The sequence below is a fragment of the Methylothermus subterraneus genome (genome assembly GCF_054656915.1).
In genome coordinates, this window is the sequence record NZ_BAAHXK010000012.1 from 36,873 (window position 1) to 61,176 (window position 24,304).

Genomic DNA, 24,304 nt, shown 5'->3' on the forward strand with positions numbered 1-24,304 from the left:
GCTATTTGAGGTAGTTGACGATGAAAAACACCGCCGTGGCCGTCAGCCCCAGGGACCAGAACATGAAACGGTCCAGCCGCCGGACGATCGCGTGCAGTTCCCGCTCCATCGCCTCGAAGCGTTTGTCCACCTGCTCGAAACGCTTGTCGATCTGCTCGATCAGCAGTTCGAAACGCTTATCCATCTGTTCAAAACGCTTGTCAACTTGCTCGAAGCGCTTTTCCACCTGTTCGAAGCGCTTTTCCATCAGGCGGAAACCCTGCTCCATCAGCTCTCGCTGGTGCTTCAGCTCCTCCTCGACCCGCACGATGCGCTCGCGCAGGTCCATCTCCCATTCCCGGCGGGCCTGAGCGAGCTTCTCCTCCACCAAGCGTTCCACCCGTTCCAAAAGCCGACGAGTATCCTCTTCAGTCAAACTCATCGCTGCCTCTCTTGTCGATGCGACCTCCCACTTTGCTGGGACCGCGGCGCGGCTGTCAAGTGCCGGCCGTAGCGGGCCGCGGTGAAGCGCTCGGTCACCGCCGCGATCCGTTCGGCCGCCTCCGGACATTGAAGGGTCGCCCGGCGGGCGAAGGCGGAAGGCGTCTCCCAAGGGGCCTTCGTCAGTCCCCGGCGCGCCATTTGCCGGAGAAATTTCCGGTATTCTCGCAAAAGCGGGTCGGTCTCACCGCCGCGCCGGGCCCATCCTGCCGCCGGCACCAGTACCGCCGCCAACAGCAACGCCCCATACGGCCAGCGTTCCCCGAGCGCCGCCAGCAGCCGGGCCTGGGCGGTGCGGTCGTAGCCGAGCACCCACACGTGCCAGCGGTGGTCGAGGGTGGACCAGAAAATGCGCAGCGAGCGCGCCACTCCGCCGTGGGCGACCGCCGTCGGCGCCGCTTCGGTCTGCGGCGCCGCCAGCAGCTGGGCGGTGACCGCCTCGGTCAGCGGGTCGGCCAGATTCCGCACCTGTTCCACGTAACGCGGCGCCACCGCCTCGGTGGGATCGACCCGCACCCAGCCTTTGCCTTCTACCCAGATCTCGACCCAGGCGTGCGCGTTGGCCTGGTAGACCTCGAGGAACTTGCCGCGGGGATTGACGAAGCCTCCAAGGTAGCCGCCGACGATGCGCGCCGGGAACCCGGCGGCGCGCATCAGATACGCCAAAGCGCTGGCGTAGTGCTCGCAGAAACCGGCGCGGGTGGAGAACAAAAACTCCTCCACCGGGTGGGCGCCCAAGGCCCCAGGTCGCAAAGTGTAGCGAAATCCTTGCGTGTGGAAATAGTCCAGCACGGCCCGGGCAAACTCCTCCGCTCCGCCGGAGGGCGGGCGCAGGCGATCCACCAAATCCTGTACCCGGGCGCTTGGGGCGGCAGGCAGTTGCAGGGCCAATTCGCGCTCGAAAGGGGACAAGGGCGGAAAGCGATAAGCGCGAAAAGAGACCAGCCGGTAGCGCCGGCGCGCGTCCACCGGAAAATACGCCTCCAGCACCCCCTCGCGGGTCAGATACGCCTCCTCGGGCGCCGCGGCGGGAAACCCTAAGGCGAACAACCAGCGGCGATAGTGAGGCTCGACGGTCACGTGGTAAACGTAGCTTTCGCCCACCCCGGGCCACGCCTGCGGCAGCGGCTGGCGCATGGCCGGATGGGGGTGCCAGCGGCGGCCGTCGAAGCGCCAAAACACCTGGGCGCGAAAATAGCGCGCTTCGGGCGGCGGAATCTCGCCCTCAAAGTCCACCCGGAAGGCCACGTCCATGGAAGTGGCCAGACTGGCTACCGCTCCGGGTTCGAGGATGTCTGCAAGCCCGGTCTTGGCGCGGCGATCCAAGGAGAGATGAATAAATCCGCTCAAAGGGCGGGGAAAGAACAGGAACAGGAGCGCCATCAGGGGCAGGGCAGGCAGCAACAGCTCAGCCAAAGTGCGGGCCAGGGCGCGTCCAGAAACAAGACCTGGAGCGTTGAACTGCACCAGCGCCGCCGTCAGCAACGCGACCGCCGCGAAGGCGTAGGCGGCCATGAGCAGCGACTGGTCGTAGAGGAACTGGGTCAGGGCCACGAACCAGCCTAAGAAGATCGCAAAATACAGGTCCCGCTCGCTTTGGAGCTCCATCAGCTTCAGCCCCAGCCCAGCGACGAACAGCCCCGTGCTGGTCTCAAGATCGATAGCCCCGCCGCAGGAGGCGATCACCACCCCCGCCGCCGCCAGGGTCAAGATGGGCAATAACTGCCCCTTAGGCAGCAAGGAGGGGCGGATCGTACCTAGGAAGCGCCAACTCCAGAAGCTAAGAAACAGCAGGGTGTGGCTTGAAGGGAGATGGAAAAAGTGCGGCGCGACCAACAGCAACAGCACCAGCAGCAGAAAACGGAGCTTGGCGACGTCAGTCACGACCGTCTCCCCCAAATGCCGCCAGCGCCTTCAGGCAAGCGTGCAGGTGATCCTGCCCGCAAGCCGGCGGCAGCGTGCGTTCGGGCAGCTTGAGGCCGTAGGTCAGGCCGGCTTTTTCCGCATCCAGCACCAGGCGGCACAGCCAAGCCAGGCGCTGTTCCGCATCCGCCGGCGGCAACCCCTCCCAGGTAAACACCGCCGCCTTCTCCTCGAATTCCTCGGCAAATTCCTTGACCCACAGCCCCTGTCCCTTGGCCAAGCCCTTCCAGTGAATCTGACGCACGGAATCGCCCAGGCGGTAGCTCCGTAGCCCTTGGAAATCCGGCGCGCCCTGGTTTGGCAGGCGTGACCCGAACGGCCAAGGCGCCTGCTCGGCCGGTTTAGGATAGATCCAAAGCTCCCACGCCTCGGGAAGGACCAGCCGAGCCTCGAACAAGCCGAGGGGAAACGTGGATTTAAGGACGATGGGGCCGATCCGCCGCCGTCCCCGTCGCGCCGTAGGGCAGGAGAGGATGACCTGCTTTGCCCCGTCGAGCCAAACGGTGGCGGCGCTTGCTCCCGGCGCGCTCACTTGCACCTGCCGGCCAAGGGAAGTTAAGCTTTCCAGCCACCCGCAAAGCTCGGCCGTCTCCCCGGCGAACACCGGTCTTGGGACGAGCAATCGCCAGCGTAGATTTAAGAGCTGACGGCGGGTAAGGAAAGGGCTGACTAAGCCCACCCCCGCCAGCAGATAGGTGAGCAGGTAGCCGAGGTTGTTGCCGTAGTTGGCCGACACCAGCCACAAAAGCGCAAGCAGCAGCGCAAAGCCGCCCAGCCGCCGGGTGGGGCGGAGCTGGATCCGGTTCATGGCACCGCCACCGCCTCGAGCAAGCGGCGCACGCCGCTCTCGTCTCCCAGGCGGTGGCCGGCGACCGGCTCGAACACCGCCTGCACGTCGTCCGGCAGGACGAAATCGCGCCCCTCCAGAAACGCCCAGGCCCGCGCCGCCCGCAGCAAGGCCAGCCCAGCCCGGGGCGACAGCCCCAAGGGAAAATCGGCCAGCGCTCGGCTTTGTCCGAGCAGTTCGAGCACGTAGTCGAGAATGGGAGAGGAAACGTAAACCTGCTCGACCTGCGCTTGCATGGTCAAAAGCTCCTTGGCCTCCAGACAAGGCGCAAGCGCCCGGGCTTTCTGGGAGCGTCCGCCGCTTTGGAGCAGTTCCCGCTCGGCGCGCGGGTCCGGATACCCTAGGCGGATGCGCATGAGGAAGCGGTCGAGCTGCGATTCGGGCAAGGGGAAGGTGCCGTGCTGGTGGAAGGGGTTTTGCGTGGCGATGACGAAAAAAGGTTGAGGCAGAGCGTAGGTTTGCCCCTCGATGCTCACCTGTTCCTCCTCCATCGCCTCGAGCAAGGCGCTTTGCGTTTTTGGGGAGGCGCGGTTGATTTCGTCTGCCAGCACCACCTGGTGAAAGATGGGGCCTGGATGGAAACGAAATTCCCGCAGCTTTTGGTCGTAGATCGCCGCGCCCAGGATGTCCGCCGGCAACAGGTCGCTGGTGAACTGGATGCGCTGACAGCTTAGCCCGAGAAGCCGGGCCAGCGCGTGGGCCAGCGTGGTTTTGCCGACCCCGGGGATGTCTTCGATGAGCAAATGGCCGCGGGCGAGAAGGCAAGCAAGCGCCAGGCGGATCTGGCGTTCTTTGCCGAGGAGGACTTCCGACAGGGCATCGAACAGGGGTTGGACTTTGGGATTCATAAAGCTCGTCGGGCGCTTTGTCATCTTTAAAATGTAGCCGAATCCGGCCGCTGGCGAAAACCTCAATTGGCCGAGGTTCGTGCCGGGTTGGAGCAAAAGATCGTTCAAGCCCAAGCCGGGCTCAAAACCGAGATCGCCCAAGTCCGTGCCGAACTTAAAACCGACATCGCTGGGCTGAAAGGCGAGCTGGGCCGCTTGGAGGCCGCCCTTGCCCGGATGGACCGCAAGTTCACCTTGTACTTTGCTCTCATCCTGTTTGCGATCGTTTTCCTCAACCAGGACGCCCTCGCCTTCCTCGCCCGCCTGTTGGGCCGGGTGCGCTGATGTTAAACAGTTCGCGTGAGAAGGCGGCCGCCGTTGCAAGGGCAGCGCCGCCGGCTGGATGGGGGTGGGAAGCGGCAGACCCCCCGATTAACCTTGCAACAGGCGAATTAATAAGAGCCCCAAGATGAGGTTCAGGACCCACCCCAGCGCTGCAGCCAGTCGCCAGAATCGGACCGGATGGCGTTCGATCAGCGGCTCCTGGCGGCGCAGAAAGCTGGGGTTGGGGTGATTGAGATCGTAGACGAATTCCGACAAGGTCTTATAGCGGTGTTCGGGATTGAGGCTAAGGGCCTTGGCCAGCGCCTTGTCCATCCAGATCGGCAGCTCGGGGTTGAAGCGGCGCGCCGACGTGTACTTCAGCCGGGTGAGGCTGCCTTCGCCGTAGCTTTCCCCATAGGGCAGGCGATTGGTCAAAAGTTCATAGGCGATGACCGCGAGCGAGAACTGGTCCGAGCTTTGGGTTCCGGCGTAACCCAAGAAATATTCCGGCGCGGCGTAGTGGCGGGTACCCAAGAGGTGGATGCGCGAAAGGGGCGAGGCGATCTCTTCCACTCCGGCGATCTTGGTCGAGCCAAAGTCGATCAGTTTCACGATCCCGTCGCGGTCGATCATCACGTTGGTGGGATTTAAGTCCTGATGGAGCATGTCCAGCCGGTGGAAAGCCAAAAGCCCTTTGGCGATTTGGGAGACAAGCACACGCACCTCCTGGATCGAGCGCCGGGGATGGTCGTCCATCCATTGGCGCAGAGTCTGGCCGGGGATGTATTCGGCGACCAAATACAGGCACGAGCGCACTTTAGGTTTTTTGATCTGCATCACGTGGGGGCTTTTGAGGCGGCTGCCGACCCACTCCTCGTGGGCGAACAGGTCGATATAGATGGGGTCGTCTGCAAAGTTGGGGGAGGGGGTCTTGAGCACTACCATCTCCCCGGTCTGCTCATCGACTGCCTGATAGATCTGGACCCGAGGGCTGGCGCAAATCTCGCGCACGATTCGATAGCCGTCCAGCCGCATTTCCGGCTCCAAAAGCGGCGGGAAGGGGAGCGCGGTGAGTTTCCTAAGCGCTTCCTGTTCGTCGGGCAGCGGTAGCTTATCGAAGCGGACGATCTGGCACGTTAGGTCATCCGCGCTGCCGGCTGCTCGGGCTCTACGGACGATTTCGCAGGCGGCGTGGTCCAGGTCGGGGCAGTTTTGCACGATGGCCAGCAAGTCGTCCGCGGCCAGCCAATCGTGGACGCCGTCGGTAGTAAAGAGAAAGACATCGCCTTGGGCGATGGGAAAGGTTTTATGGTCGATGTCTAGGTTTAGGTCGATCCCCAATGCCCGTGCTAGATAACGAGACGCACCCGGTCCCCAGCGGTGGTCCTGGGTGAGCTGTTCCAGAGTGCCACCGCGCAGCCTGAAGATCCGGCTGTCGCCGATGTGGAATAGGTAGCCGGTGGTGGACTTGGCGATCAGCACGCTTAAAGTACTGGCTAGACCATGGCTGTAGAGCCAGCGGTTGGTGGCCGACAGCACCTTTTCCACCGCGTGCTTGACGCTCCAAGAGTCGGGAGTGGCGTAATAGTCCCAAAGCAGGCTTTTGACGCAGGTCTCGCTGGCTACTTTGCCGTCCTCGCAGGCGCTGACCCCGTCGGCGATGACCGCCGCGATCCCTTTATAGGTCAGCTCCGGCTCGGCGGGGATGAGCACCCCGAAAGAATCTTGGTTTGTCACTTTTTTCCCGGCCTGCGAGCACTGGCCGATGCTCAGCTGAAAAGAAGGCGCAGCTGAAGCTGCGCCGAGGGGAGGAGGATCAGCCGACATCGATCATCTGCACCGTGCCGTCGGGCAGGACTTCGGCCATCTGGCCTTTGGGGTCGTCCAAGAACAGACAGGCAGCCATGCCCAGCAAGGCGAAGCTCGCGATCACCGAGAAAAAGACTTCCGGGCTGGCGAACGAAAACACGGTCAAAAACACCACTCCCCCCACGTTGCCGTAGGCCCCCACCATGCCGGCGATCTGCCCGGTGAGGCGGCGCTTGACCAAGGGCACCATGGCAAATACCGCTCCTTCAGTTGCCTGGACGAAGAACGAGCACGCCATGGTGGCGGCGACCGCCAGATACAGCGGCCAGGCGGCGGTGATCCGGGACATGGCAAAGTAGCCGAGTCCAAGGCCGGCCAGTAGAATCAGCAGGGTCTTTTTGCGGCTGAACTTGTCGCTGATGAGCCCCCCGCCGGGGCGGGCCAGCAGGTTCATAAACGCAAATCCCGAGGCCAGCATCCCGGCAAAGACCTGGCTGATGCCGAAAGTGTCCTGGAAAAACAAAGGCAGCATCGAGACCACCGCGAGCTCCGAGCCGAAGGCGATGAAATAGGCCAAGCTCAAGATCGCCACCTGCTTGAACTTATAGCGGTCGAACGCCGGCACCGATTGCCCCATAAGCACGCCGTGGTTGACCCGGGCGGCGTGGTAGACCTGGAAAGCGTAAAGCAGGCTCAGTGCAAGATAGAGGGCGTTGGCCAGGATCACGTCGAACATCCCCAATTGCACCAGTTTCCAGGTCAAAAGCCCAAGCGCCAGGTAGAGCGGCAGATTGAGGGCCAGATAGAAAAAGAAATCCCCGATCGAGCTTACCTCCATGGCGCCATTTTTCTTGGGTTTAAAGTAAGTGGAACCTTTGGGGGTATCGGAGACGGAGAAGAAATAGACCAGCGCATAGACCAGGGCGATGGTGCCGGTGGTGGCGATAGCGTAACGCCAGCCGTCCTCGCCTCCGTACCACAGCGCCAGGGTCGGTAAGGTCATGGCGGCCGCGGCCGAGCCGAAGTTCCCGAAGCCGCCGTAGATTCCTTCCGCCAGCCCCACTTCCCGGGCGGGAAACCATTCCCCGATCATGCGGATGCCGATCACAAAGCCTGCTCCCACGAAGCCGAGCAGAAACCGGGTCAAGGCCAGCGTGGTGTAATCGTCGGCCAGCGCGAACGCCAAGCACACCCAGCTGGCGAGGAAGAGCAGGCCGGAATACACGCGTTTGGGGCCGAATTTATCCACCAGCATCCCGATCGCGATGCGCGCCGGGATAGTCAGGGCCACGTTTAGGATCAACAAGGTTTTCACCTGCTGTTCGGTGAGGTCCAAAGCCTTGCGGATCGAGGCCAGCAGGGGGGCGTGGTTGAACCAGAGCACGAAGCTTAAGAAAAAAGCCAGCCAGGTCAAATGAAGGATGCGCATCTTGCCGTGGAAGGAAACCAAAGAGAATTGCTGCGACATACGGTGCTCCTTAAGTTGCAATAGCGGGGATTCGGTGAATCTTTAGCAGGTTTGATGCCAATGGCCGTGGCTGCTGTTTGCTAGGCGGGCGCTAGCCATTTGCCCTGTTTTGGGGCGGAGGCGGAGTTGGCTCGCCGTAGTTGTTCCGGTTTGGTGCTAAACGGCAGAGATCGGCGCGAGGTTCCAGATCTTCTCTGCGTACTCGCGGATTGCCCGATCCGAGGAGAAGCGGCCGGCATAGGCGAGGTTGAGTATGGCCTTGGCCGTCCACGCCGCCGGATCGAGATAAAGCCGGTCGATGCGCTCTTGGCAGGCTATATAATCTTCGTAATCGGCCAGCACCGCAAACCGGTCGCCGCCGAGCAGGGCATCGACCAGCGGCCGAAAGCGGCTCGGATCGTCGGGCGAGAAGAAGCCGCCGGCGATCATGTCGATGGCCTGCTTGAGTTCCGGATTGCGTTGATAATAGTCCCTAGGGTTGTAGCCGCGCCGGCGCAGCGCCTGGATTTCTTCGGCGGTGTGGCCGAAGTGGAAAAAGTTCTCCTCCCCGACCGCCTCGCGCAGCTCGATATTGGCCCCGTCCAAGGTGCCGATGGTGAGCGCGCCGTTCAAAGCCATCTTCATGTTGCTGGTGCCCGAGGCTTCGGTGCCGGCCATCGAGATCTGCTCGGAGAGCTCGGTCGCGGGGATCAGGGTCATCGCACACGTAACCCCGTAATTGGGGACGAATATGAGCTTTAGCCGGTCGCCGACCGCAGGGTCCCGGTTGATGACTTCGGCCACATCGCAAATCAGCTTGATGATCAGCTTGGCCATAAAATAGCCGGGGGCGGCTTTGCCGCCTAGGATCACGGTGCGGGGGAGCAGATCCAAGCCTGCGCGCAGGCGGTTGTAGCGCGTGATGACGTGGAGGACGTTCAACACCTGGCGCTTGTATTCGTGGATGCGCTTGATCTGGACGTCGAACAAGGTGTCCGGGTCGATCGCCTGCCCCAGCTCCGCGTGCAGGCGTTCGGCCAGGCGCGTCTTGGCGGCTCGCTTGGCGGCCCCAAACGCCTCTCTAAAAGCCGCGTCTTCGGCAAATCGCGCGATTTGCTTTAGCTGCTCGGCGTTGGTGATCCAGCCCGGCCCGAGCCGAACGGTGATCAGTTCGGCCAGCGGCGGATTGGCCTGATGCAGCCAGCGCCTCTGCGTGACGCCGTTGGTGACGTTGAGAAAGCGATCCGGGTAGAGCCCGGCGAAGTCCTGAAAAATCGTCTCCTGCATCAGCCGGCTGTGGAGCTTGGAGACGCCGTTGACCTTGTGGCTGCCGACCACCGCCAAATGGGCCATGCGCACGCGCTTTTCCTCCCCCTCTTCGATCAGCGACAGGCGGCGCACCCGTTCGACGTCGCCGGGGTAGCGCTGATGGACTTCATGGAGGAAGCGGGCGTTGATCTCATAGAGGATCTCCAGATGGCGCGGAAGCAGCCGCTCGAACAGGGAGACCGGCCAGGTCTCGAGCGCCTCGGGCAGCAGCGTGTGGTTGGTGTAGGCGAACGTCCTGTGCGTGATCTCCCAAGCGGCGCCCCAATCTAGGCCGTGTTGGTCTAACAACAGGCGCATCAGCTCGGCGATGGCCAACGCCGGGTGGGTGTCGTTGAGCTGGATCGCGACCCGGTTGGGAAACTCCTCAAGGTCGGTGTGGTCCTGAAGATAGGTAGCGAGAATGTCCTGCACCGAGGCGCTGGCGAAGAAATACTCTTGTCTAAAGCGCAGCTCGCGGCCCATTTGCGTGGTGTCGTCGGGATAAAGCACTTTGGACAAATTCTCAGACTGGATTTTTTCCGCCACCGCCTGGATGTAGTTGCCTTCATTGAAGTATCTCAGGTCGAATTCGCGCGAGGCCTTGGCCGCCCACAGGCGCAGGTTGTTGACGGTCTGCCCGCCGTAGCCAGGGATGGGGACATCGTACGCCAAGGCCAGCACGTCCTCGCTTGCCAACCAGCGATGGCGCCGCTTGCCCGCGCCGTCGTAGTAGGTTTCGGTACGCCCGCCGAACTGAACCAGGTAGCGGATTTCGGGGCGCACGATTTCCCAGGGGTGGGCATAACGCAGCCAGTGGTCGGGGTGTTCGACTTGCCAGCCGTTCTCGATCGCCTGGCGGAAGATCCCGTATTCGTAGCGGATGCCGTAGCCGAAGCCGGGAAGTCCTAGGGTCGCCAGCGAATCGAGAAAACACGCGGCCAGCCGCCCCAGTCCGCCGTTCCCGAGGGCGGCCTCGTCTTCGATCTCCGCCAGCCGGTTAAGATCCTGCCCCATTTCCTCCAGAGCCTGGCGGAATTCCTCGTAGCGGCCCAGATGGATTAGGTTGTTGAGCAGGGAGCGGCCGAGCAGGTACTCCATCGACAAGTAATACACGCGCTTGGCGCTCCTTACGTAATAACGGCGCCGGGTCTCCATCCAGCGCAGCGTCAGCAGGTCGCGCACGCTATAGGCCAGGGCGAGGAACCAGTCGCGCTCTTTGGCCTCGACCGGATCCTTGCCCAGCGAGTAGATCAAATGATTGATCAGGGCTTGCTTGATAGTGCGGATTTCCTTAGCGATAAAACCTACCTCGGCCAAGGTTCGAAACGAATAAAGCGTAACAAAAATTAGGGAAAAGGGACAAAAGCTTGCCCCGTGACCCAAGTTCGTGCAGAAGCTGACTCGCGCTTTGACCTTTTTGCCGCCGCTTACTCGAGCCGCTCGAAGAGCTCGCTTCGCAGCGGCACCCGCGTCAGGAAAGCAACCCCACGCGGGCCAAGATCTCGCGTTCTGCCGCCAACCAGTCTTCCAGTTCGAACCCAGGGACAAAACCGCGCTTTTCCGCCCGATAATAGGCCGCCTCGGCGATCATCTGGCCGAGCTGCTCGGCATCGAAAGTAGAAGCGGACGGCCCTAGTCGGAACAATTCGAGCAGGGTTTGCGGTGGCACGCCACGTAGCCCAACCCGCGCCGGTTCGCCCTCGGTCAGGGTGCCCAGCAGCCGGTCCCAGAGCGAAAACAACAGGCCGAAGTTGCGGTCGTGTTCAGAGCGATGCACCGAATGGTGCAGGCGGTGCAGGGAAGGGGTAGTAAACAGCGTGGCCAGCCAGCGTTCGCCAGGCAAGCGCAAGTTGGCGTGATGGAGCATCACCGCGAGGGCGATTGCCGTCTCGGCCAAAAGCACCGATCCTACGTCCACTCCGGTGACCAGGATGAAGCCGGCTTTCACCAGGGTGGTGAGCAGCACCTCGCAAAAATGCAACCTAAAGGCGGTGGAGACGTTTACGAACGGGTCGCTGTGGTGAACCTGGTGCAGGCACCACAGCCAGGGGAAAGCGTGGCAGGCGCGGTGCCAGAAGTACAAGGTCAAATCCAGGAGGATAAACGCGGCCAGGTCCTGCCAGGGATGGGCGATCCGATCCAGTAGGCCGCGTTGAGAGAAGCTATTGGCCCAAACCAACAAGGAAGACAAAGACAGCAGGGAGAACAAGGCGTCGTTTACCAACAAGGTGCCGAAGTTGAGCCGGTAAGACTTGCGGGCCAGCGGGGTCCGGTTGCTCTGGCGGCCAAAGCCGGTTTCTAGGGCCAGGAGAGCCGCCATCCCGACCAGTATCAGGCCCACCCGTCCGATTCCTTCCGGCAGCTGGAAAAGCTCAGGAGGCAGGGGGACGGCGGCCTGCAGGAAAAATAGGGCGATACCGTCAAACATTGCTGTTCCCTCCCTATCCAGTCGATTTGCGATTTCTGGTAGGCGAAATCACACTCTACACCTGCAGGATTAATTTTTCATGACGTTCAATTGTGGAATATGCGAAATGATAGTTTCTTTATTTGATTCAATCTCTAGAATGCTCCGTAGGCGAGAGGCGATAAGCGCGCTCTGATCCGCGATGTGGATGCGCTTACAAAAGCGCGGCGGGAATGCCCACCCCCTTTAGGGGGTTGGGAGGATGTCAAGAGGCTTTGAAGCGTTTGGCTAAGTTCTCAAGTGCAGCAAGTAGCCGGCTTCGGATAAAGAGGACGCGCTCGCTTGCGTCCGACCCTTCAGCGGCGGTGCTTGAGCGCTGCCGCGAATAGGAAAGCCAGCGCCAGCCCATAGGCGGCCCATTCGCTCAAGGGCCAGGCGGCCGGCGCCTTGAGGGTGGCCAGCCAGTAGGCAAAATCCCCGCCCGCGTCCTTAAGGCGCAGTCCTAAGCCGACCAAGAGCGAAACCGCCGCCAGCCAAAGCCACACTGCCCGCCCTGGGAAAGGCTTGAGCGCGTGAACCGGATGAACCTCGGCGCCTGGAGGATGGCCGCAAGCGCCTTGCGGCTCGTGGGCTTCGATCAGGCAGGCAAGCCCCCCGTCTGGGCTTTGGAACTCGAATTCCAGCGTCGAGTGGCGGATGTCGTAGCGCCGCGCGAGGGTGCGCTTTAGCCGCTGCTTGATCGCCTCGATCTGAGCGGCGTCGTTTAGGTCGATCACCACGTGGCCTTCGAGCGAGCGGCGGTGTTCGTCGATCTCCCAGACGTGGACGTGGTGCAAGCCCTTGACGCCGGGCTCGCGCTCCAAAGTGTGGACCAGCTCGGCCAGGTCGATGTCGAGCGGGGTGCTCTGCATCAGGATGCGGATGGTTTGGGACATCTCGCCAAGGCCGTGGTAGAGCACGTAGGCGGCGATCAATACCGTGCAGATCGGGTCGGCTAGAGTCCAGCCGTAAAGCAAGATCAAGCTGCCGGAGGCGATCACCGCCACCGATCCCAAAGCGTCGGCGAGGTTATGCAGAAAGGCGGCGCGGATGTTGAGGCTGTGCTTGGCGTCGGCATAGGTCAGCATGGCCGTGAGCGCATCCACCGCGAGCGCAAATCCCCCCACGTAGACTACGATCCAGCCGGCGATGGGTTGGGGGTTGAAATAGCGCACCGCGGCCTCGTAGATCAAGTACAGGCCGATCAGGATCAAGGCGGTCAGGTTGATCAGCGCGCCGATCAGTTCGGCGCGCTGGTAGCCGAAAGTGCGTAGGGCATCGGCCGGGCGTTTGGCGATCCGGCGGGCGATCAGGGCCACTCCTAAAGAGCCGGCGTCGCTCAAGTTGTGGAGGGCGTCGGCGACCAGCGCGAGGCTGCCGGAAATGATTCCGCCGCCGATCTGGACCCCGGTCAGCAGGAGGTTGACCCACAGCGCAAGAAGCAGGCGGGTCTCGCCCAGATCGGCCGGGGGGTGAGCGTGATCGTGGGACATACCGCTGAAGCTTATCTTTTTTCCACCGCCTCGAATACGCAGGAATAATCCTCGCGCCGGTGACCGGCGGAGGCGCGCGCGTACAGATTCTGCACCGCCTCGATCAGACTCACGTCGAGGGTCTTTGTGGCTTGCCGGAACAGGTGGATATCTTTAATGAGATGTTCGATGGGAAAATTGGGGTTTTGGTAATCGTGCGCCCGCATCCGCCCCAGCTTCTTGTCGAAGGTAGGAGCGTAGAGAGCGCTTTGGCGCAGGATTTCCATAAAAACCTCGACTTCCACCTGATGCTCCTGCACGAACGCCAGGCTAATGGCGAACGCCGCAGTCAGCGTAGCGATGAGCTGGTTCAAAGCGAGTTTCAAGGCCGAGGCTTTGCCTACCTCGCCGATCCGCCTTGGCTTTGGTCCCAGATTCGCCAAAATGGGGTACAACTTGAGGAACCGGTCTTCTTGGCCGCCGACCATAACGATGAGCGCGCCTGCGCGGGCTTCGGGAGTGCTGCCCAAAACCGGCGCCTCCAGATAGGCTCCGCCGGCCCGCTCGACCCGATTGGCCAGTTCCTGGCTCTGATCCGGGGCGATGGTGGCCATCTGTACGAGGGTTTTGCCACTCAGGTCGATTTCCTGCAAGACGGCGGCGGTGGCGGCAAAATCAGCCAGCATAGTGAAAACGAGTTGGCTGTTTGCCACCGCTTCGGCCGGGGTGGCGGCCACCTTTGCCCCGTGCGCGGCGAGCGCTTGGGCCTTAGCTCGGGTGCGGTTCCAGACCCAGAGAGAATAGCCTTGGGCGAGAAGACGCTCGGCCATAGACCTGCCCATCAGCCCGGTGCCGAGCCAGGCAAGAGTCGGTTTTGTCTCGGTCATGACTTCTTCCCAAAGTGCGTTTTTGGGGAATTTAATCCCAAAGCGCGGCCAGAGCAAGGCCAAAGGCTTTCAAACGGCGGCAAAACCGCTAAAATCATCTGCCCGGTGAACAGAAACCAATGCGATGCCTTCCCGTTCCTTGGATCCCATCGACGTGCAAATTCTGTTGGAGCTGTATCGGCAGGCGTGCAGCAACGCCCGCGCGTACATCGAGCTGCGCTATAAGCGGTTCGCTCTGTTCATCGCTATCAACGCGCTCATCGGCGCGGCAGCGCTGGCCGTTGCCGCCTTGCGTCCCTATCCTCGCTACGTGGCGGCGTTTGGCCTCCTGATGACCGTGTTATTCTGGATTTTGGACTCCCGCAGCCAGGCGTTTTACGAGCTCAAGTGCCAAAGAATCTTGGCCTGTGAAAAGCTCCTTGGGGTGGCCGATTACTTCGTGCCGCCTACCGAAGGGGTGCCACCGGGGATTCCGGTCCGGGTCCTGATGCACTTGATTTTCGCCGTGATTTTCTTAGCTTGGCTGACGCTCGAGGCGTTGTTTCTCTTCCAGGCTTAAGCCTTTACAACTCGACGACGTCTTTGGGCCGCTTCCTCTCAGGCGGCGGCTTTTCCAGTTCCTTTTGCAGGCGTTCCATTTCCTCCCGCAGCTTGGGAAGGACGTCTTGTTGGAATTTGGTTTCGGCCTCGCGCAGCGTTTTCGCCAATTCTTCCAGGCGCCGCTCGAGCTCGCGAAACTGCGGCGACCTGGGCAGCCGATCCAGTTCCTCGGTAAGATCTTGCAGTTGACGGCTGAAGGTTTGCAGGTCCTCCTCCAGCCCTTTAAGCACAGGCCCCAACCACCCCGTCTCGGCTGGAAGCTCTTTGGCACCGTTTTCTAAGGATTGGCGCTCTGGATTGGGCGCAAGGTAAGCGCTTTGGCAGGCGCCCAGCAGGACGATAGCCAGCAACGCTCGCAAACAGTTCATCAGGTGACTCCGTCGGTTAACAGCGCTTGAAATTCTGCCACCGATTGAGGGCGTAAGGCAGGGTCGAGTTGCAAAGCTTGGTCGATCGCCTTGAGCAGGCCGAAAGGATAGCGGTCGCGGTACTGGTGCGCGGCGGGTTTGAGCAAATCGCGCCGGAGGCGGTCAGGGGCCGGGGGAGGAGGCTTGAGATCGAGGCAGGCCCGCAAGGTGGCCGCGAGGGAGTACAAATCGCTCCAAGGACCCAAGGGGAGGTGGCGGCGGTATTGCTCCGGCGGGGAAAATCCGGGGGTGCGGACTTGGCCGGGGCGATTTGAGGCGAAGGCGCCGCCATAGCGCTGGGCGGCGCCGAAATCTAGGAGGAGCGGATCCACGTCGGGGCGGATCAGGACGTTTTCCGGTTTCAGATCTAAGTGCAAGAGGCTGCGCCGGTGGATGGCTTGAAGTCCTTGCAGCAGCCCCATGGCCACTTTGTGCAGAAACGGAGCGTCCAACCGCTTTGGGTGATGCTTGAGGTACCATCCTAAGTCTTTGCCGTAGTCGTAAGTCATCACCATATAGACGGTGGCGTTGGCGTGAAAGAAGTTGATCACTTCGACGATGTTGGGATGCTTGATCTCGGCCAGCGTGCGGGCCTCTTCCACGAACAGGCGGCGGCCGCGCAGAAACAGCGGCTCGGCTTTCTCTGACCGTGGCGCCACCTGGCCTTCCTGATCGCGGTAAGCGAGCCGAAGCGGCAGGTACTCCTTGATCGCTACCTGGGTTTGGTCCTTGAGCTCGCGCGCGAGGTAAACGACGCTAAAGCCGCCGTCGGCCAGGGGCCGTTCGATGACGTAGCGATCGATCACGGTTCCTGAGGGCAGATAGACCCAATTTTCCGCCGCAGGTGGCACGGGGGGTTTCATCCGCAGGCGTTTGCGCTTACTATGCTTTTATGTTCAAAGCTTAGTTGAAGGTTGGCCTGCATGGTCCAGAGCATGACCGGTTTTGTCGCCCACGAGGACCGAATCCAGCAATGCGCGGTGCGCTGGGAAATCCGCGCGCTCAACTCCCGCTATCTGGATCTGAGCCTGCGCCTTCCGGACAGCCTGCGTTTTGTGGAGCCGGAGCTGCGCGCCTTGACGCATCAACGCCTCAAGCGGGGCAAGGTCGAGTGCTCCCTGAGGTTGGAACCCTTGCCCGAGGCTTCCCTGGTTTTGGAGATCAACCGGCCGATGGCCAATGCAGTGATCCGGGCGCTGCTGGAGCTCGAATCTTTGCTTAGGATTCCGGCCACGGTGTCGCTGCTCGACCTGGCGCGCTGGCCGGGCGTATTGCAGGAACCCAAACTCGACGAAGACAGCCTCATTCAAACGGTTTTGGCCGGATTCCAGGCGGCGCTCGAGGAACTGACGGCCGTGCGCCGGCGCGAGGGGCAAAAATTGGCCGAGGTGTTGCGCGCGCAGTGCGCCGAGCTCCGCGCCCAGGTGGGAAAAGCCCGCCAGGCGCTGCCTAAAGCTTTAGAGGCGGTGCGCGCCAAACTCCTCGCCCGCATCGAGGAACTGAACTTGAAGCCCGATTTCGACCGCTTGGAGCAAGAACTGGTCTACCTGGCCCAAAGGCTGGATGTGAATGAGGAACTCGATCGCCTCGACGCCCACCTGGATGAGATCGAGCGCTTGTTAGGTCAAGACCAGCCCGTCGGTCGCCGCCTGGATTTTTTGTGCCAGGAGATGAATCGCGAGGCCAATACGCTGGCCGCGAAGGCCGCTTCAGGCGAGCTGACCCAATGCGCGATCGAGTGCAAGGTGTGGATCGAGCAAATGCGCGAACAAGTACAAAATCTCGAATAAATAACGATGGCCAAAGGCAGTTTGTTCATCGTCTCGGCCCCCTCGGGGGCCGGCAAGACCAGCCTGTTGAAGCGGCTGGTGCAGGAATTGGACGAGGTGGTGATTTCTGTTTCCCATACCACGCGTCCCAAGCGGCCCGGCGAGGTCGACGGGCGGGATTACTTTTTCGTCAGCCAGGAAACGTTTGCCAAGATGCTCGCCGAAGACGCTTTTTTGGAGTACGCGCAAGTCTTCGGCCACTATTATGGAACCTCGCGCCGGCAGGTGATGGAGAGCCTAGAGCAAGGCCTAGACGTTATTTTAGAAATCGACTGGCAGGGGGCGCGTCAGGTGCGCGCCAAGCTTCCCGAAAGCCGTTCCATTTTCATCCTGCCGCAAGCGCTTGAGGTTTTGGAGGAGCGCCTGCGCCGGCGCGGCCAGGACAGCCCAGAGACCATCGTTAGGCGCCTGGCGGGGGCGCGCGCCGAGATCTCCCACTACGCCGAATACGATTACTTGGTGGTCAACGCCGATTTCGAACAGGCGCTTTTCCAGCTCAAGAGCATCCTCGTCGCCGACCGCCTGCGGCTTCCAAGACAGCAGGAAAGGCTCGAAGGCCTCCTGCGGCGCCTGCTCGATCGCCTTTAGCGGAGCAGGTTGAGGACTTCCTGGATTTGGGCTTTGGCCTCGTAGAGCACTTGCAAGGAATATTCGGGCGACAGGCGGCTGTCGCGCAGCTTGCGGCAAGCGGGAAGCGAATGGATGGGCGGCGCTTCGGTCGTGCGCCCGGTTTCTAGGTAACGGTGCAGCTTAGCCAACAGGATAAGGTCGCTTAATGCCAGCTCGGGGCCGGAATCGTGATGCCAGGCGGTGGCAAGCAGCGGGATGGATACCAATTCTTTGGCAAAGCCCCAGCGTTTGAGCACGTAATAGCCTATGGGTCCGCGCACGGCGGGCAGGGCTTGATCGATTTCCGCGGGTTGATAATGGGCTTTAGGAAATTCCTCGGCGAAGGCCAAAAACGGGATGCACCCGAGGTCGCAGAGCAAGCCGCCTAAAAGCGCCTGTTCCGGATCGTGCCAGCGATTGTCCTTGGCCAACGCATAGGCCAAAGCCGAAACGTGGATCGCTTCGTGCCAGAGAGCGCGCAGTTTCTGGCGCAAGAATTCGTCCCTGGATTGGAAAACGCTGCCCAGGCACAGGGAAAGAACTAGGCTGCACGTGGCTTTGAGGCCGAGCCGGTTGATCGCCTCCAGGCAATTGCGCGCCGGTTGCATCGCCAGATACAAAGGGCTGTTGGCCACGCGCATCAATTTGGCGGCGATGGCAGCGTCCGTTTGGACGATTTTAGCCACTTCGGCGACGCCGAGGTCGTCGCGGGCGATCGCGTTGCGCAGCTTCACGGCGATGTCCGGCAAGGTCGGCAGCTTAAGCTCCTCGTTTTGGAAATTCTGGCAAAACGCCTGAAACAAGCGGCTGTTTTTGAGGTCGGGCGATACCTCCCAGCGGCTTGGGTCGAGCAGCCGGTCTTCTTGGATCGGGGAGGTTAAATTTTTGTGCATGATTTTGGCCGAAACCTTGAGGACCTCGACGTCGGTCTTGGCGATCGCGGTGGCGTTGTGCGGCTGGCTGGAAGACAGCGGGAAACGGGCTTTGGCGGTGCCGGCAGTCACCTCGTAGCTTTGCGTCTGGTCGAGCGCCATCGTGACCGTGCCGGCCAAAAGATACAAAACGTAGGTCTCGCTGGCGCCGCGTTCGAACAAGACCGATCCCGGACCGTAGGCTTCGGTCTGCGTAGTCAAAGCAAAGGCGGTCAATTCTTCCTCGCTCAAGTTGCGCAGCGGAATCAGCGCCTTGAGCTCGGTGACCGTGATCGGGCGCGGCGCAAGTCTAAGGGCAGGTTTTAGCTTGGCCTCTGAACCTTTGGATTTGCGCCAAAACCTTTCGAGCATCTTGCTTTACGCCTGCTCTATCGTGTGCCTGCACCGTGCAGTATAGATCAAACGCTCATCTTAAGTTCAAGCACAAAACGCGCCGATCCCGGCAATCCCTTGGGCGCCGCAATCCCAAGCCTGGGCAAGGTCCAAGCGCCCAAGGCCACCCAACAAATAGACCGGCAGGTTGACCCAAGCGATCCAGGCGCGCGCGGTCTGCCAGCCCAAAGGGACGGCGTCCGGATGGGTGGAGGTCGAGCGCACCGGCGACAAAACGGCAAAATCCAGCCCGAGCTGGGAAGCGCGCTGCAGCTCGGCGAGGCTATGGCAGGCGGCTCCTACCCAGCGCCAGCCGGGCGGGCGGGCGGGCAAGGCCGCCAACTGCCTAGCGCTTAGGTGCAGCCCCACCGGCGCGCCCCACGGCTCAGGATAAGGAAGGTCGCGCACCATGAGGCAACCGCCCGCCTGCGCCAGAACGCGGCTGAATTCCTCGGCCAAGCGCAGGTAAGCAGCCTCCGGCAGATCGCGGGCGCGCCAGTAAAGCAAGCGATGGCCTTGCCAAACTAGGCGCTTAAAGCGCTCGCGGTACGCCTTCTCGCTGCCTGCGCGTTCGAGCACCGGGTAAAACGGCGGCAACTCAAGCGCGGTCACGACCGGCCGGTTGGCTTCCAGCAACTCGTAGCGGGCAAGTTCCGCTATCGCCACCCAGGCCAAAGGTTGGTTTTCTCTGGCCTTAGGGCGGCCCCGGAACGCGGTGACCGCAAAGACTTCCAGATGTACTTTGCGATCCGCATAAGCGTGGCGGATTTGGATCAAAGGACGGGCCGCGGTGACGCTTATCCCGAGCTCCTCCTTAAGTTCCCGCACCAGGGCCGCGTAGGCCGATTCGCCTGGCTTTAACTTGCCGCCTGGGAATTCCCATCGTCCTCCTTGCGGCCCTCCCGCGCGCCGTTGGGCGATGAGGACTTGGCCGTGGGCGTTGCAGATTGCGCCCGCGGCCACATGCAGAAAAGGCAAAGCGCGCTTTTCCCCTGCTTCAGCTGCGGTAGGCGGCGTTGATGCGTACATACTCGTAGGATAGGTCGCAGCTTAGCACCTGAATAGCGCTGCGGCCTCGGCCCAGGGCGATGCGCACCTCGATCTCCGGGCGGGCCATGACCGCCTTCCCCAGCTCCTCGCGGTACTCGGGTGCCCGGCCACCGGCGGCGACGATGCAGACCTCGTCCAGCCAAATGCGGACGCGGGCTATGTCCAGATCCTCCACCGCCCTCCCCACCGCCGCCAAGATCCTTCCCCAGTTGGGGTCGCTGGCAAAAAAGGCGGTCTTGACCAAGGGCGAGTTGGCAACGGCCATTCCCACCCGGCGGGCTTCGTCTTGATCCTGGGCTTCTTCCACCCGGATGCGGATGAGCTTGGTCGCGCCCTCGCCGTCGCGGACGATGGCCTCCGCCAGCCTCATGCAGACTTGCGTCAAGCCGTCGAGGAAGGCGGGGAAATCGGGGTGCTTTTGCGTGAGCTGCGGCCCGCCGGCGGCCCCGGTCGCCATCAACGCGCACGCGTCGTTGGTCGAGGTGTCGCCGTCCACGCTGATGGCGTTGAAGCTGGGTTCGAGCGCGTGAGCTAAGGCCAGCCGCAGATCCTCGGCCGCAACGTGCGCGTCGGTGCCGATGAACGCCAGCATGGTGGCCAGGTTGGGAGCGATCATCCCCGCGCCTTTGGCGATGCCGGCGATGGTCACCCGGCGGCCCGCCAGGGAAAGCTCGAGGCGGGCTCCCTTGGGGCAGGTATCGGTGGTCAGGATGGCCCGCGCCGCCGACTCCCAGCCCGATTCGCGCAAGCTCGAGAGCGCTTGGGGCAGGGCAGCGCAGATCTTGGCCACCGGCAGCGGCTCGCCGATGACCCCGGTGGAAAACGGCAGCACGTGCTGCGGCTGGCCGCCCGCCAACCGGGCCAAAGCCGCGCAGGTGGCGCGGGCGTCTTCGATGCCTTGGGCGCCGGTGCCGGCGTTGGCGTTGCCGGCGTTGATGAGGAGCCAGCGCGGTTGGTAGGCCAAGTGCTCCTTGGCGACACGCACCGGCGCGGCGCAGAAGGCGTTGCGGGTGAAGACCGCCGCCACTTGGGAGCCCGGGGCGAGCTCGATCACCGCCAGATCGTCGCCTGGACCAGAGCGGATGCCGGCGCGCGCCGTTCCCAGACGGATGCCGGCGACGCGCAGATTTTCCGGAAAAGGAATGGGTAGAACCGCCATCAGCTCAGTTTCCCATGGCAGTGCTTGTATTTCTTACCGCTGCCGCACGGGCAGGGTTCGTTGCGGCCGATCTTGCGCCCCTCCCGCACCACCGGTCTCTGGGCGACCGCGACGGCGCCTTCTTCCTCGAACGCGGCAAGCGGCGGATCCGCTTCGGCCATGGCGCTGACCTCGGCGTGTTCGTAATGGACCTCGTGGGGGGCGCTCTCGCGGCGCTGCGCCTCGGCGGCGGTTACGTCTTCGGCGCCGTGGATTTGCACTCGCGCCAGGAGGCTGGTCACCTCGTGCTTGAGGTTGTCGAGCATCGACTGGAACATCAAGAACGCCTCGCGTTTGTATTCCTGCTTAGGATCGCGCTGGGCGTAGCCGCGCAGGTGGATTCCCTGGCGCAGATGATCCATCGCCGCCAGGTGTTCTTTCCAGGCGTTGTCCAGCACCTGAAGCAGCACCGATTTTTCAAATTGGCGCAGGATCTCCGGCCCGATCTGGCGTTCTTTCTCGCGGTAGGCGCGTTCGGCGGCTTCCAGGATCTCGCGCTTGAGATCGGCGATTTGCAATTCAGGATCCTCCTGCAGCCGTTTCGCGACCGGGAAGTACAGGCCAAACTCGGCCTCCAGCGCCCGCTCTAACCCCTCGACGTCCCACTGCTCCTCGAAGGTGTCAGGCGGGAGGTGCTTGTCCACCAGTTCCGCTAGGACGTCCTGGCGGATCGAGTCGAGGGTGGCGCTGACGTCGGCGGCCGCCAAGAGTTCGTTGCGCAGCTCATAGATCACCCGGCGCTGGTCGTTGGCGACGTTGTCGTATTCCAGCAAAGTCTTGCGGATGTCGAAGTTGTGCGCTTCGACCTTGCGCTGGGCGTTCTCGATTGCCCGCGTCACCCATGGGTGCTCGATCGCCTCCCCTTCCTGCATGCCCAGCTTCTGCATCAGCGCCGCGACCCGATCGGAGGCGAAGATCCGAAGCAGGTTGTCCTGGAGCGAAAGGTAAAAGCGCGACGAGCCAGGGTCGCCTTGCCGGCCGGAGCGGCCGCGCAGCTGATTGTCGATTCGGCGCGATTCGTGGCGTTCGGAGCCGATGACGTGGAGGCCGCCGGCTTGGACCACCAGTTCGTGCCGTCGCTGCCAATCTTGCCGAACTTTTTCTTTGAGTTCCTCGGGCGCCTCCTCGCCCAGCTCCTGCAATTCCGCCTCCAAGTTGCCGCCTAAGACGATGTCAGTACCGCGCCCGGCCATGTTGGTGGCGATCGTCACCGCCCCGGGCCTGCCGGCTTGGGCGATGATCTGCGCCTCGCGCTCGTGATGCTTGGCGTTGAGGACCTGGTGGGGGATACCTTTGCGCTTGAGCAGCCCGGAGAGGTATTCGGAATTCTCGATCGAGGTGGTCCCCACCAGCACCGGCTGCTGGCGCTTTCGGCATTCTTCGATGTCCTTGACGATGGCCTCGTATTTTTCCCGCGCCGTCAGGTAGACCACGTCCGGCAAGTCCTTGCGGATCATCGGCTTGTGGGTGGGGATCACGACCACTTCCAGGCCGTAGATCTGGTGGAACTCGAACGCCTCGGTGTCGGCGGTTCCGGTCATCCCGGCGAGCTTCTCATACAGCCGGAAGTAATTCTGGAAGGTGATCGAGGCCAAGGTCTGGTTTTCCTGCTGGATCGGCACCCCCTCTTTGGCTTCGATGGCCTGGTGCAGGCCTTCCGACCAGCGCCGCCCGGGCATGATCCGGCCGGTGAATTCGTCGACGATGATGACTTCGCCATTTCGCACGATGTAGTCCACGTCCCGATGATACAGGGTGTGGGCGCGCAAGGCGGCGTTCAGATAATGCAGCAGGCGGATGTTGGCGGCATCGTACAAACTCTGGCCGGAGTGGATCAGGCCGGCTTGCACCAACAACTGTTCCACCTTTTCGTGGCCGCGCTCGGTGAGGAAGACCTGCTTGGTCTTTTCGTCCACCGTGTAATCGCCGTCTTCGCCTTCCCCCTCCTGGCGCTTGAGGTGGGGCACCAAGGCGTTCATCTTCAGATAAAGATCGGTGCGCTCCTCAGTGGGCCCGGAGATAATCAAGGGGGTGCGGGCCTCGTCGATCAGGATCGAGTCGACTTCGTCGACGATGGCGTAGGCGTGGCCGCGCTGGACCTGATCCTCCTTGCTGAAGGCCATGTTGTCGCGCAGGTAGTCAAAGCCCAGCTCGTTGTTGGTGGCGTAGGTGATGTCGGCGGCATAAGCTTGTTTGCGCTCTTTTTGGCTTAGGCCGCTGACGATCACCCCGACCGAAAGCCCGAGGAAATTGTAGAGCTTGCCCATCCATTGGGCGTCGCGGCGGGCCAGGTAATCGTTGACCGTGACCACGTGCACGCCTTTGCCTGGCAGAGCGTTGAGATAGGCCGCCAAGGTGGCGACCAAGGTTTTGCCCTCGCCGGTGCGCATTTCGGCGATCTTGCCGTCGTGCAGGACCATCCCGCCGATCAACTGCACGTCGAAGTGGCGCATCTTGAGTATCCGCCTACCGGCCTCGCGGACGGTGGCGAAGGCTTCGGGCAAAAGCTCGTCTAGGGTTTCGCCTTTAGCCAGGCGTTCCCGGAACTCATCGGTCTTGGCGCGCAGCTCGGCGTCGCTCAAAGCCTGAAATTTGGGTTCCAGAGCGTTGATCTCCTGGACTAGCTTGTATTTCTGGCGGATGATCCGGTCGTTTCTGGAACCGATGACTTTTTTAACCAGCTTGCCTAACATTAGGTTCAAATTCCGGTATTTGCAAAGCGGAAAAAACTACGCCATTTTACCCTAACCCAAGGCGGCTTTTGGAAGGAAGCCGATTTTAGGCGCGCCTTTTTTGACGCGAACCGCAAACAATGGTTCAGAAATCTATGGCCGGTTTGCCGCCGGCGATCGTTCAGGTGTTAAATCAGGACGCCCTCGCCCCGCTTTTGGCAAAGGCCCGCTGGAACGAAAAGCTGTTGACCAGGGTGCGTCAAGTCCTGCCGGAGCCGCTTGGCGCCCATTGCCTATACTGCTTGCCGCGCCACGGCGGGCGGCTGGTCTTATACGCAGACAACGCCGCCTGGGCGGCCAGGCTGCGTTTTTATCAAACCGAAGTCAAGGCGGCGCTTCAGGAACTCCTCGGCCCGATCGCTGCCGTGCACGTTCGGGTCCTGCTGCCCCAAGGCAAAGTGGAAAAACCGCCGCCGCGTATCAAGACACCTCCGCCTGAGGTTCTAGACGGTTTGGAGCGGGCGGCCAACGCGCTTGAAGATCCTGAGCTCAAGCGCTGCGTGCAACGCCTGGCCCGCGCCTTGCGCCGAGCCTAAATCGCCAAAGCCACGCCGCGGCGTGAAACTGCAACCCAACCCTAAGCGCGACGTGTCTGCCCAGCGCGCCCCGCCGTGTTCATCGCCGCGAGCAGGATCTCTTAAGGCGTTGGTTTTTGAGCCTAACGCCGTCCTCCACGGGGGGTTGTCAACTGCTGACGATTTCATGCGTTTTTGAGGTAAAAAATGGTTATTCACCCCTCAATGAGGCGACATGAAACTCAGCGCCTGGGCCAAACAACAAGGCTTGGCATACAAGACGGCATGGC

21 protein-coding genes are annotated in these 24,304 nt (G+C 62.0%); 5 read left to right on the forward strand and 16 right to left on the reverse strand.

Annotated features, from left to right (window positions below; translation table 11 throughout):
• Nucleotide 1: 1 nt before the first annotated feature.
• The 4 genes from ACYQ3M_RS10225 to ACYQ3M_RS10240 are packed head-to-tail and all read right to left on the reverse strand — an operon-like array spanning nt 2 to nt 4,098.
• Entirely contained in the window at nt 2-421 is a 420-nt protein-coding gene (locus ACYQ3M_RS10225; protein WP_460035981.1) for a hypothetical protein, read from the reverse strand.
• Entirely contained in the window at nt 418-2,364 is a 1,947-nt protein-coding gene (locus tag ACYQ3M_RS10230; protein WP_460035982.1) for a transglutaminase TgpA family protein, read from the reverse strand. Before ACYQ3M_RS10230 ends, ACYQ3M_RS10225 begins: the two co-directional genes overlap by 4 nt.
• The gene (locus ACYQ3M_RS10235) at nt 2,357-3,211 is read right to left on the reverse strand and encodes a DUF58 domain-containing protein (protein ID WP_460035983.1); all 855 of its coding nucleotides are present in this window, start codon (nt 3,209-3,211) and stop codon (nt 2,357-2,359) included. Before ACYQ3M_RS10235 ends, ACYQ3M_RS10230 begins: the two co-directional genes overlap by 8 nt.
• Entirely contained in the window at nt 3,208-4,098 is an 891-nt protein-coding gene (locus ACYQ3M_RS10240) for an AAA family ATPase (protein WP_460035984.1), read from the reverse strand. Before ACYQ3M_RS10240 ends, ACYQ3M_RS10235 begins: the two co-directional genes overlap by 4 nt.
• A gap of 66 nt (nt 4,099-4,164) precedes the next feature.
• On the opposite strand from ACYQ3M_RS10240, the gene ACYQ3M_RS10245 reads away from it, so the two are divergent.
• Entirely contained in the window at nt 4,165-4,422 is a 258-nt protein-coding gene (locus tag ACYQ3M_RS10245; RefSeq protein WP_460035985.1) for a hypothetical protein, read from the forward strand.
• Between the two features lie 87 nt (nt 4,423-4,509).
• Here ACYQ3M_RS10245 and ACYQ3M_RS10250 read toward each other — a convergent pair whose 3' ends face one another.
• From ACYQ3M_RS10250 to ACYQ3M_RS10275, 6 genes are all read right to left on the reverse strand, one after another.
• Entirely contained in the window at nt 4,510-6,228 is a 1,719-nt protein-coding gene (locus tag ACYQ3M_RS10250; protein ID WP_460035986.1) for a bifunctional protein-serine/threonine kinase/phosphatase, read from the reverse strand.
• Entirely contained in the window at nt 6,218-7,678 is a 1,461-nt protein-coding gene (locus tag ACYQ3M_RS10255) for a NarK family nitrate/nitrite MFS transporter (protein WP_460035987.1), read from the reverse strand. The genes ACYQ3M_RS10250 and ACYQ3M_RS10255 overlap by 11 nt, the downstream gene beginning before the upstream one ends.
• 156 nt (nt 7,679-7,834) lie before the next feature.
• On the reverse strand, nt 7,835-10,282 hold the full coding sequence (locus ACYQ3M_RS10260) for a glycogen/starch/alpha-glucan phosphorylase (RefSeq protein ID WP_460035988.1): 2,448 nt from the start codon (nt 10,280-10,282) through the stop codon (nt 7,835-7,837).
• A gap of 154 nt (nt 10,283-10,436) precedes the next feature.
• Nucleotides 10,437-11,393, reverse strand: a complete 957-nt coding sequence (locus tag ACYQ3M_RS10265; RefSeq protein WP_460035989.1) for a sterol desaturase family protein — start codon at nt 11,391-11,393, stop codon at nt 10,437-10,439.
• 335 nt (nt 11,394-11,728) lie between these two features.
• The gene (locus tag ACYQ3M_RS10270; RefSeq protein WP_460035990.1) at nt 11,729-12,904 is read right to left on the reverse strand and encodes a cation diffusion facilitator family transporter; all 1,176 of its coding nucleotides are present in this window, start codon (nt 12,902-12,904) and stop codon (nt 11,729-11,731) included.
• An 11-nt stretch (nt 12,905-12,915) separates the two neighbouring features.
• Entirely contained in the window at nt 12,916-13,770 is an 855-nt protein-coding gene (locus tag ACYQ3M_RS10275) for an NAD(P)-dependent oxidoreductase (RefSeq protein ID WP_460035991.1), read from the reverse strand.
• Between the two features lie 124 nt (nt 13,771-13,894).
• On the opposite strand from ACYQ3M_RS10275, the gene ACYQ3M_RS10280 reads away from it, so the two are divergent.
• Nucleotides 13,895-14,329: a RipA family octameric membrane protein gene (locus tag ACYQ3M_RS10280; protein WP_460035992.1), complete on the forward strand. Its 435-nt coding sequence runs from the start codon at nt 13,895-13,897 to the stop codon at nt 14,327-14,329.
• 4 nt (nt 14,330-14,333) lie between these two features.
• Here the strand turns inward: ACYQ3M_RS10280 and ACYQ3M_RS10285 are convergent, their stop codons facing one another.
• Nucleotides 14,334-14,738 (reverse strand): hypothetical protein, encoded by a 405-nt coding sequence (locus tag ACYQ3M_RS10285; RefSeq protein WP_460035993.1) that lies wholly within the window; start codon nt 14,736-14,738, stop codon nt 14,334-14,336.
• Entirely contained in the window at nt 14,738-15,640 is a 903-nt protein-coding gene (locus ACYQ3M_RS10290; protein WP_460035994.1) for a serine/threonine protein kinase, read from the reverse strand. The genes ACYQ3M_RS10285 and ACYQ3M_RS10290 overlap by 1 nt, the downstream gene beginning before the upstream one ends.
• A 60-nt stretch (nt 15,641-15,700) precedes the next feature.
• Here ACYQ3M_RS10290 and ACYQ3M_RS10295 point away from each other — a divergent pair, with 60 nt between their 5' ends.
• Together ACYQ3M_RS10295 and gmk are read left to right on the forward strand one after the other, a co-directional pair.
• Complete coding sequence (locus ACYQ3M_RS10295; RefSeq protein ID WP_460035995.1) at nt 15,701-16,567, forward strand: YicC/YloC family endoribonuclease; 867 nt, start codon at nt 15,701-15,703, stop codon at nt 16,565-16,567.
• Nucleotides 16,568-16,573: 6 nt separating this feature from the next.
• Nucleotides 16,574-17,194, forward strand: a complete 621-nt coding sequence (gmk, locus tag ACYQ3M_RS10300; protein WP_460035996.1) for a guanylate kinase — start codon at nt 16,574-16,576, stop codon at nt 17,192-17,194.
• On the opposite strand, the gene ACYQ3M_RS10305 is transcribed toward gmk, so the two are convergent.
• The 4 genes from ACYQ3M_RS10305 to secA all read right to left on the reverse strand — a co-directional run bounded on the left by ACYQ3M_RS10305 (nt 17,191) and on the right by secA (nt 23,460).
• Nucleotides 17,191-18,498 (reverse strand): HDOD domain-containing protein, encoded by a 1,308-nt coding sequence (locus ACYQ3M_RS10305; RefSeq protein ID WP_460035997.1) that lies wholly within the window; start codon nt 18,496-18,498, stop codon nt 17,191-17,193. The two genes, gmk and ACYQ3M_RS10305, sit on opposite strands and share 4 nt — an antisense overlap.
• A gap of 66 nt (nt 18,499-18,564) precedes the next feature.
• The gene (locus ACYQ3M_RS10310) at nt 18,565-19,497 is read right to left on the reverse strand and encodes a Nudix family hydrolase (RefSeq protein WP_460035998.1); all 933 of its coding nucleotides are present in this window, start codon (nt 19,495-19,497) and stop codon (nt 18,565-18,567) included.
• A gap of 19 nt (nt 19,498-19,516) precedes the next feature.
• Entirely contained in the window at nt 19,517-20,728 is a 1,212-nt protein-coding gene (gene argJ / locus ACYQ3M_RS10315; RefSeq protein WP_460035999.1) for a bifunctional glutamate N-acetyltransferase/amino-acid acetyltransferase ArgJ, read from the reverse strand.
• Entirely contained in the window at nt 20,728-23,460 is a 2,733-nt protein-coding gene (secA, locus tag ACYQ3M_RS10320; RefSeq protein ID WP_460036000.1) for a preprotein translocase subunit SecA, read from the reverse strand. The genes argJ and secA overlap by 1 nt, the downstream gene beginning before the upstream one ends.
• A 119-nt stretch (nt 23,461-23,579) precedes the next feature.
• On the opposite strand from secA, the gene ACYQ3M_RS10325 reads away from it, so the two are divergent.
• A complete protein-coding gene (locus tag ACYQ3M_RS10325) occupies nt 23,580-24,035 on the forward strand; it encodes a DciA family protein (protein ID WP_460036001.1) in 456 nt (151 codons plus the stop codon).
• The last annotated feature ends 269 nt before the right edge of the window (nt 24,036-24,304 follow it).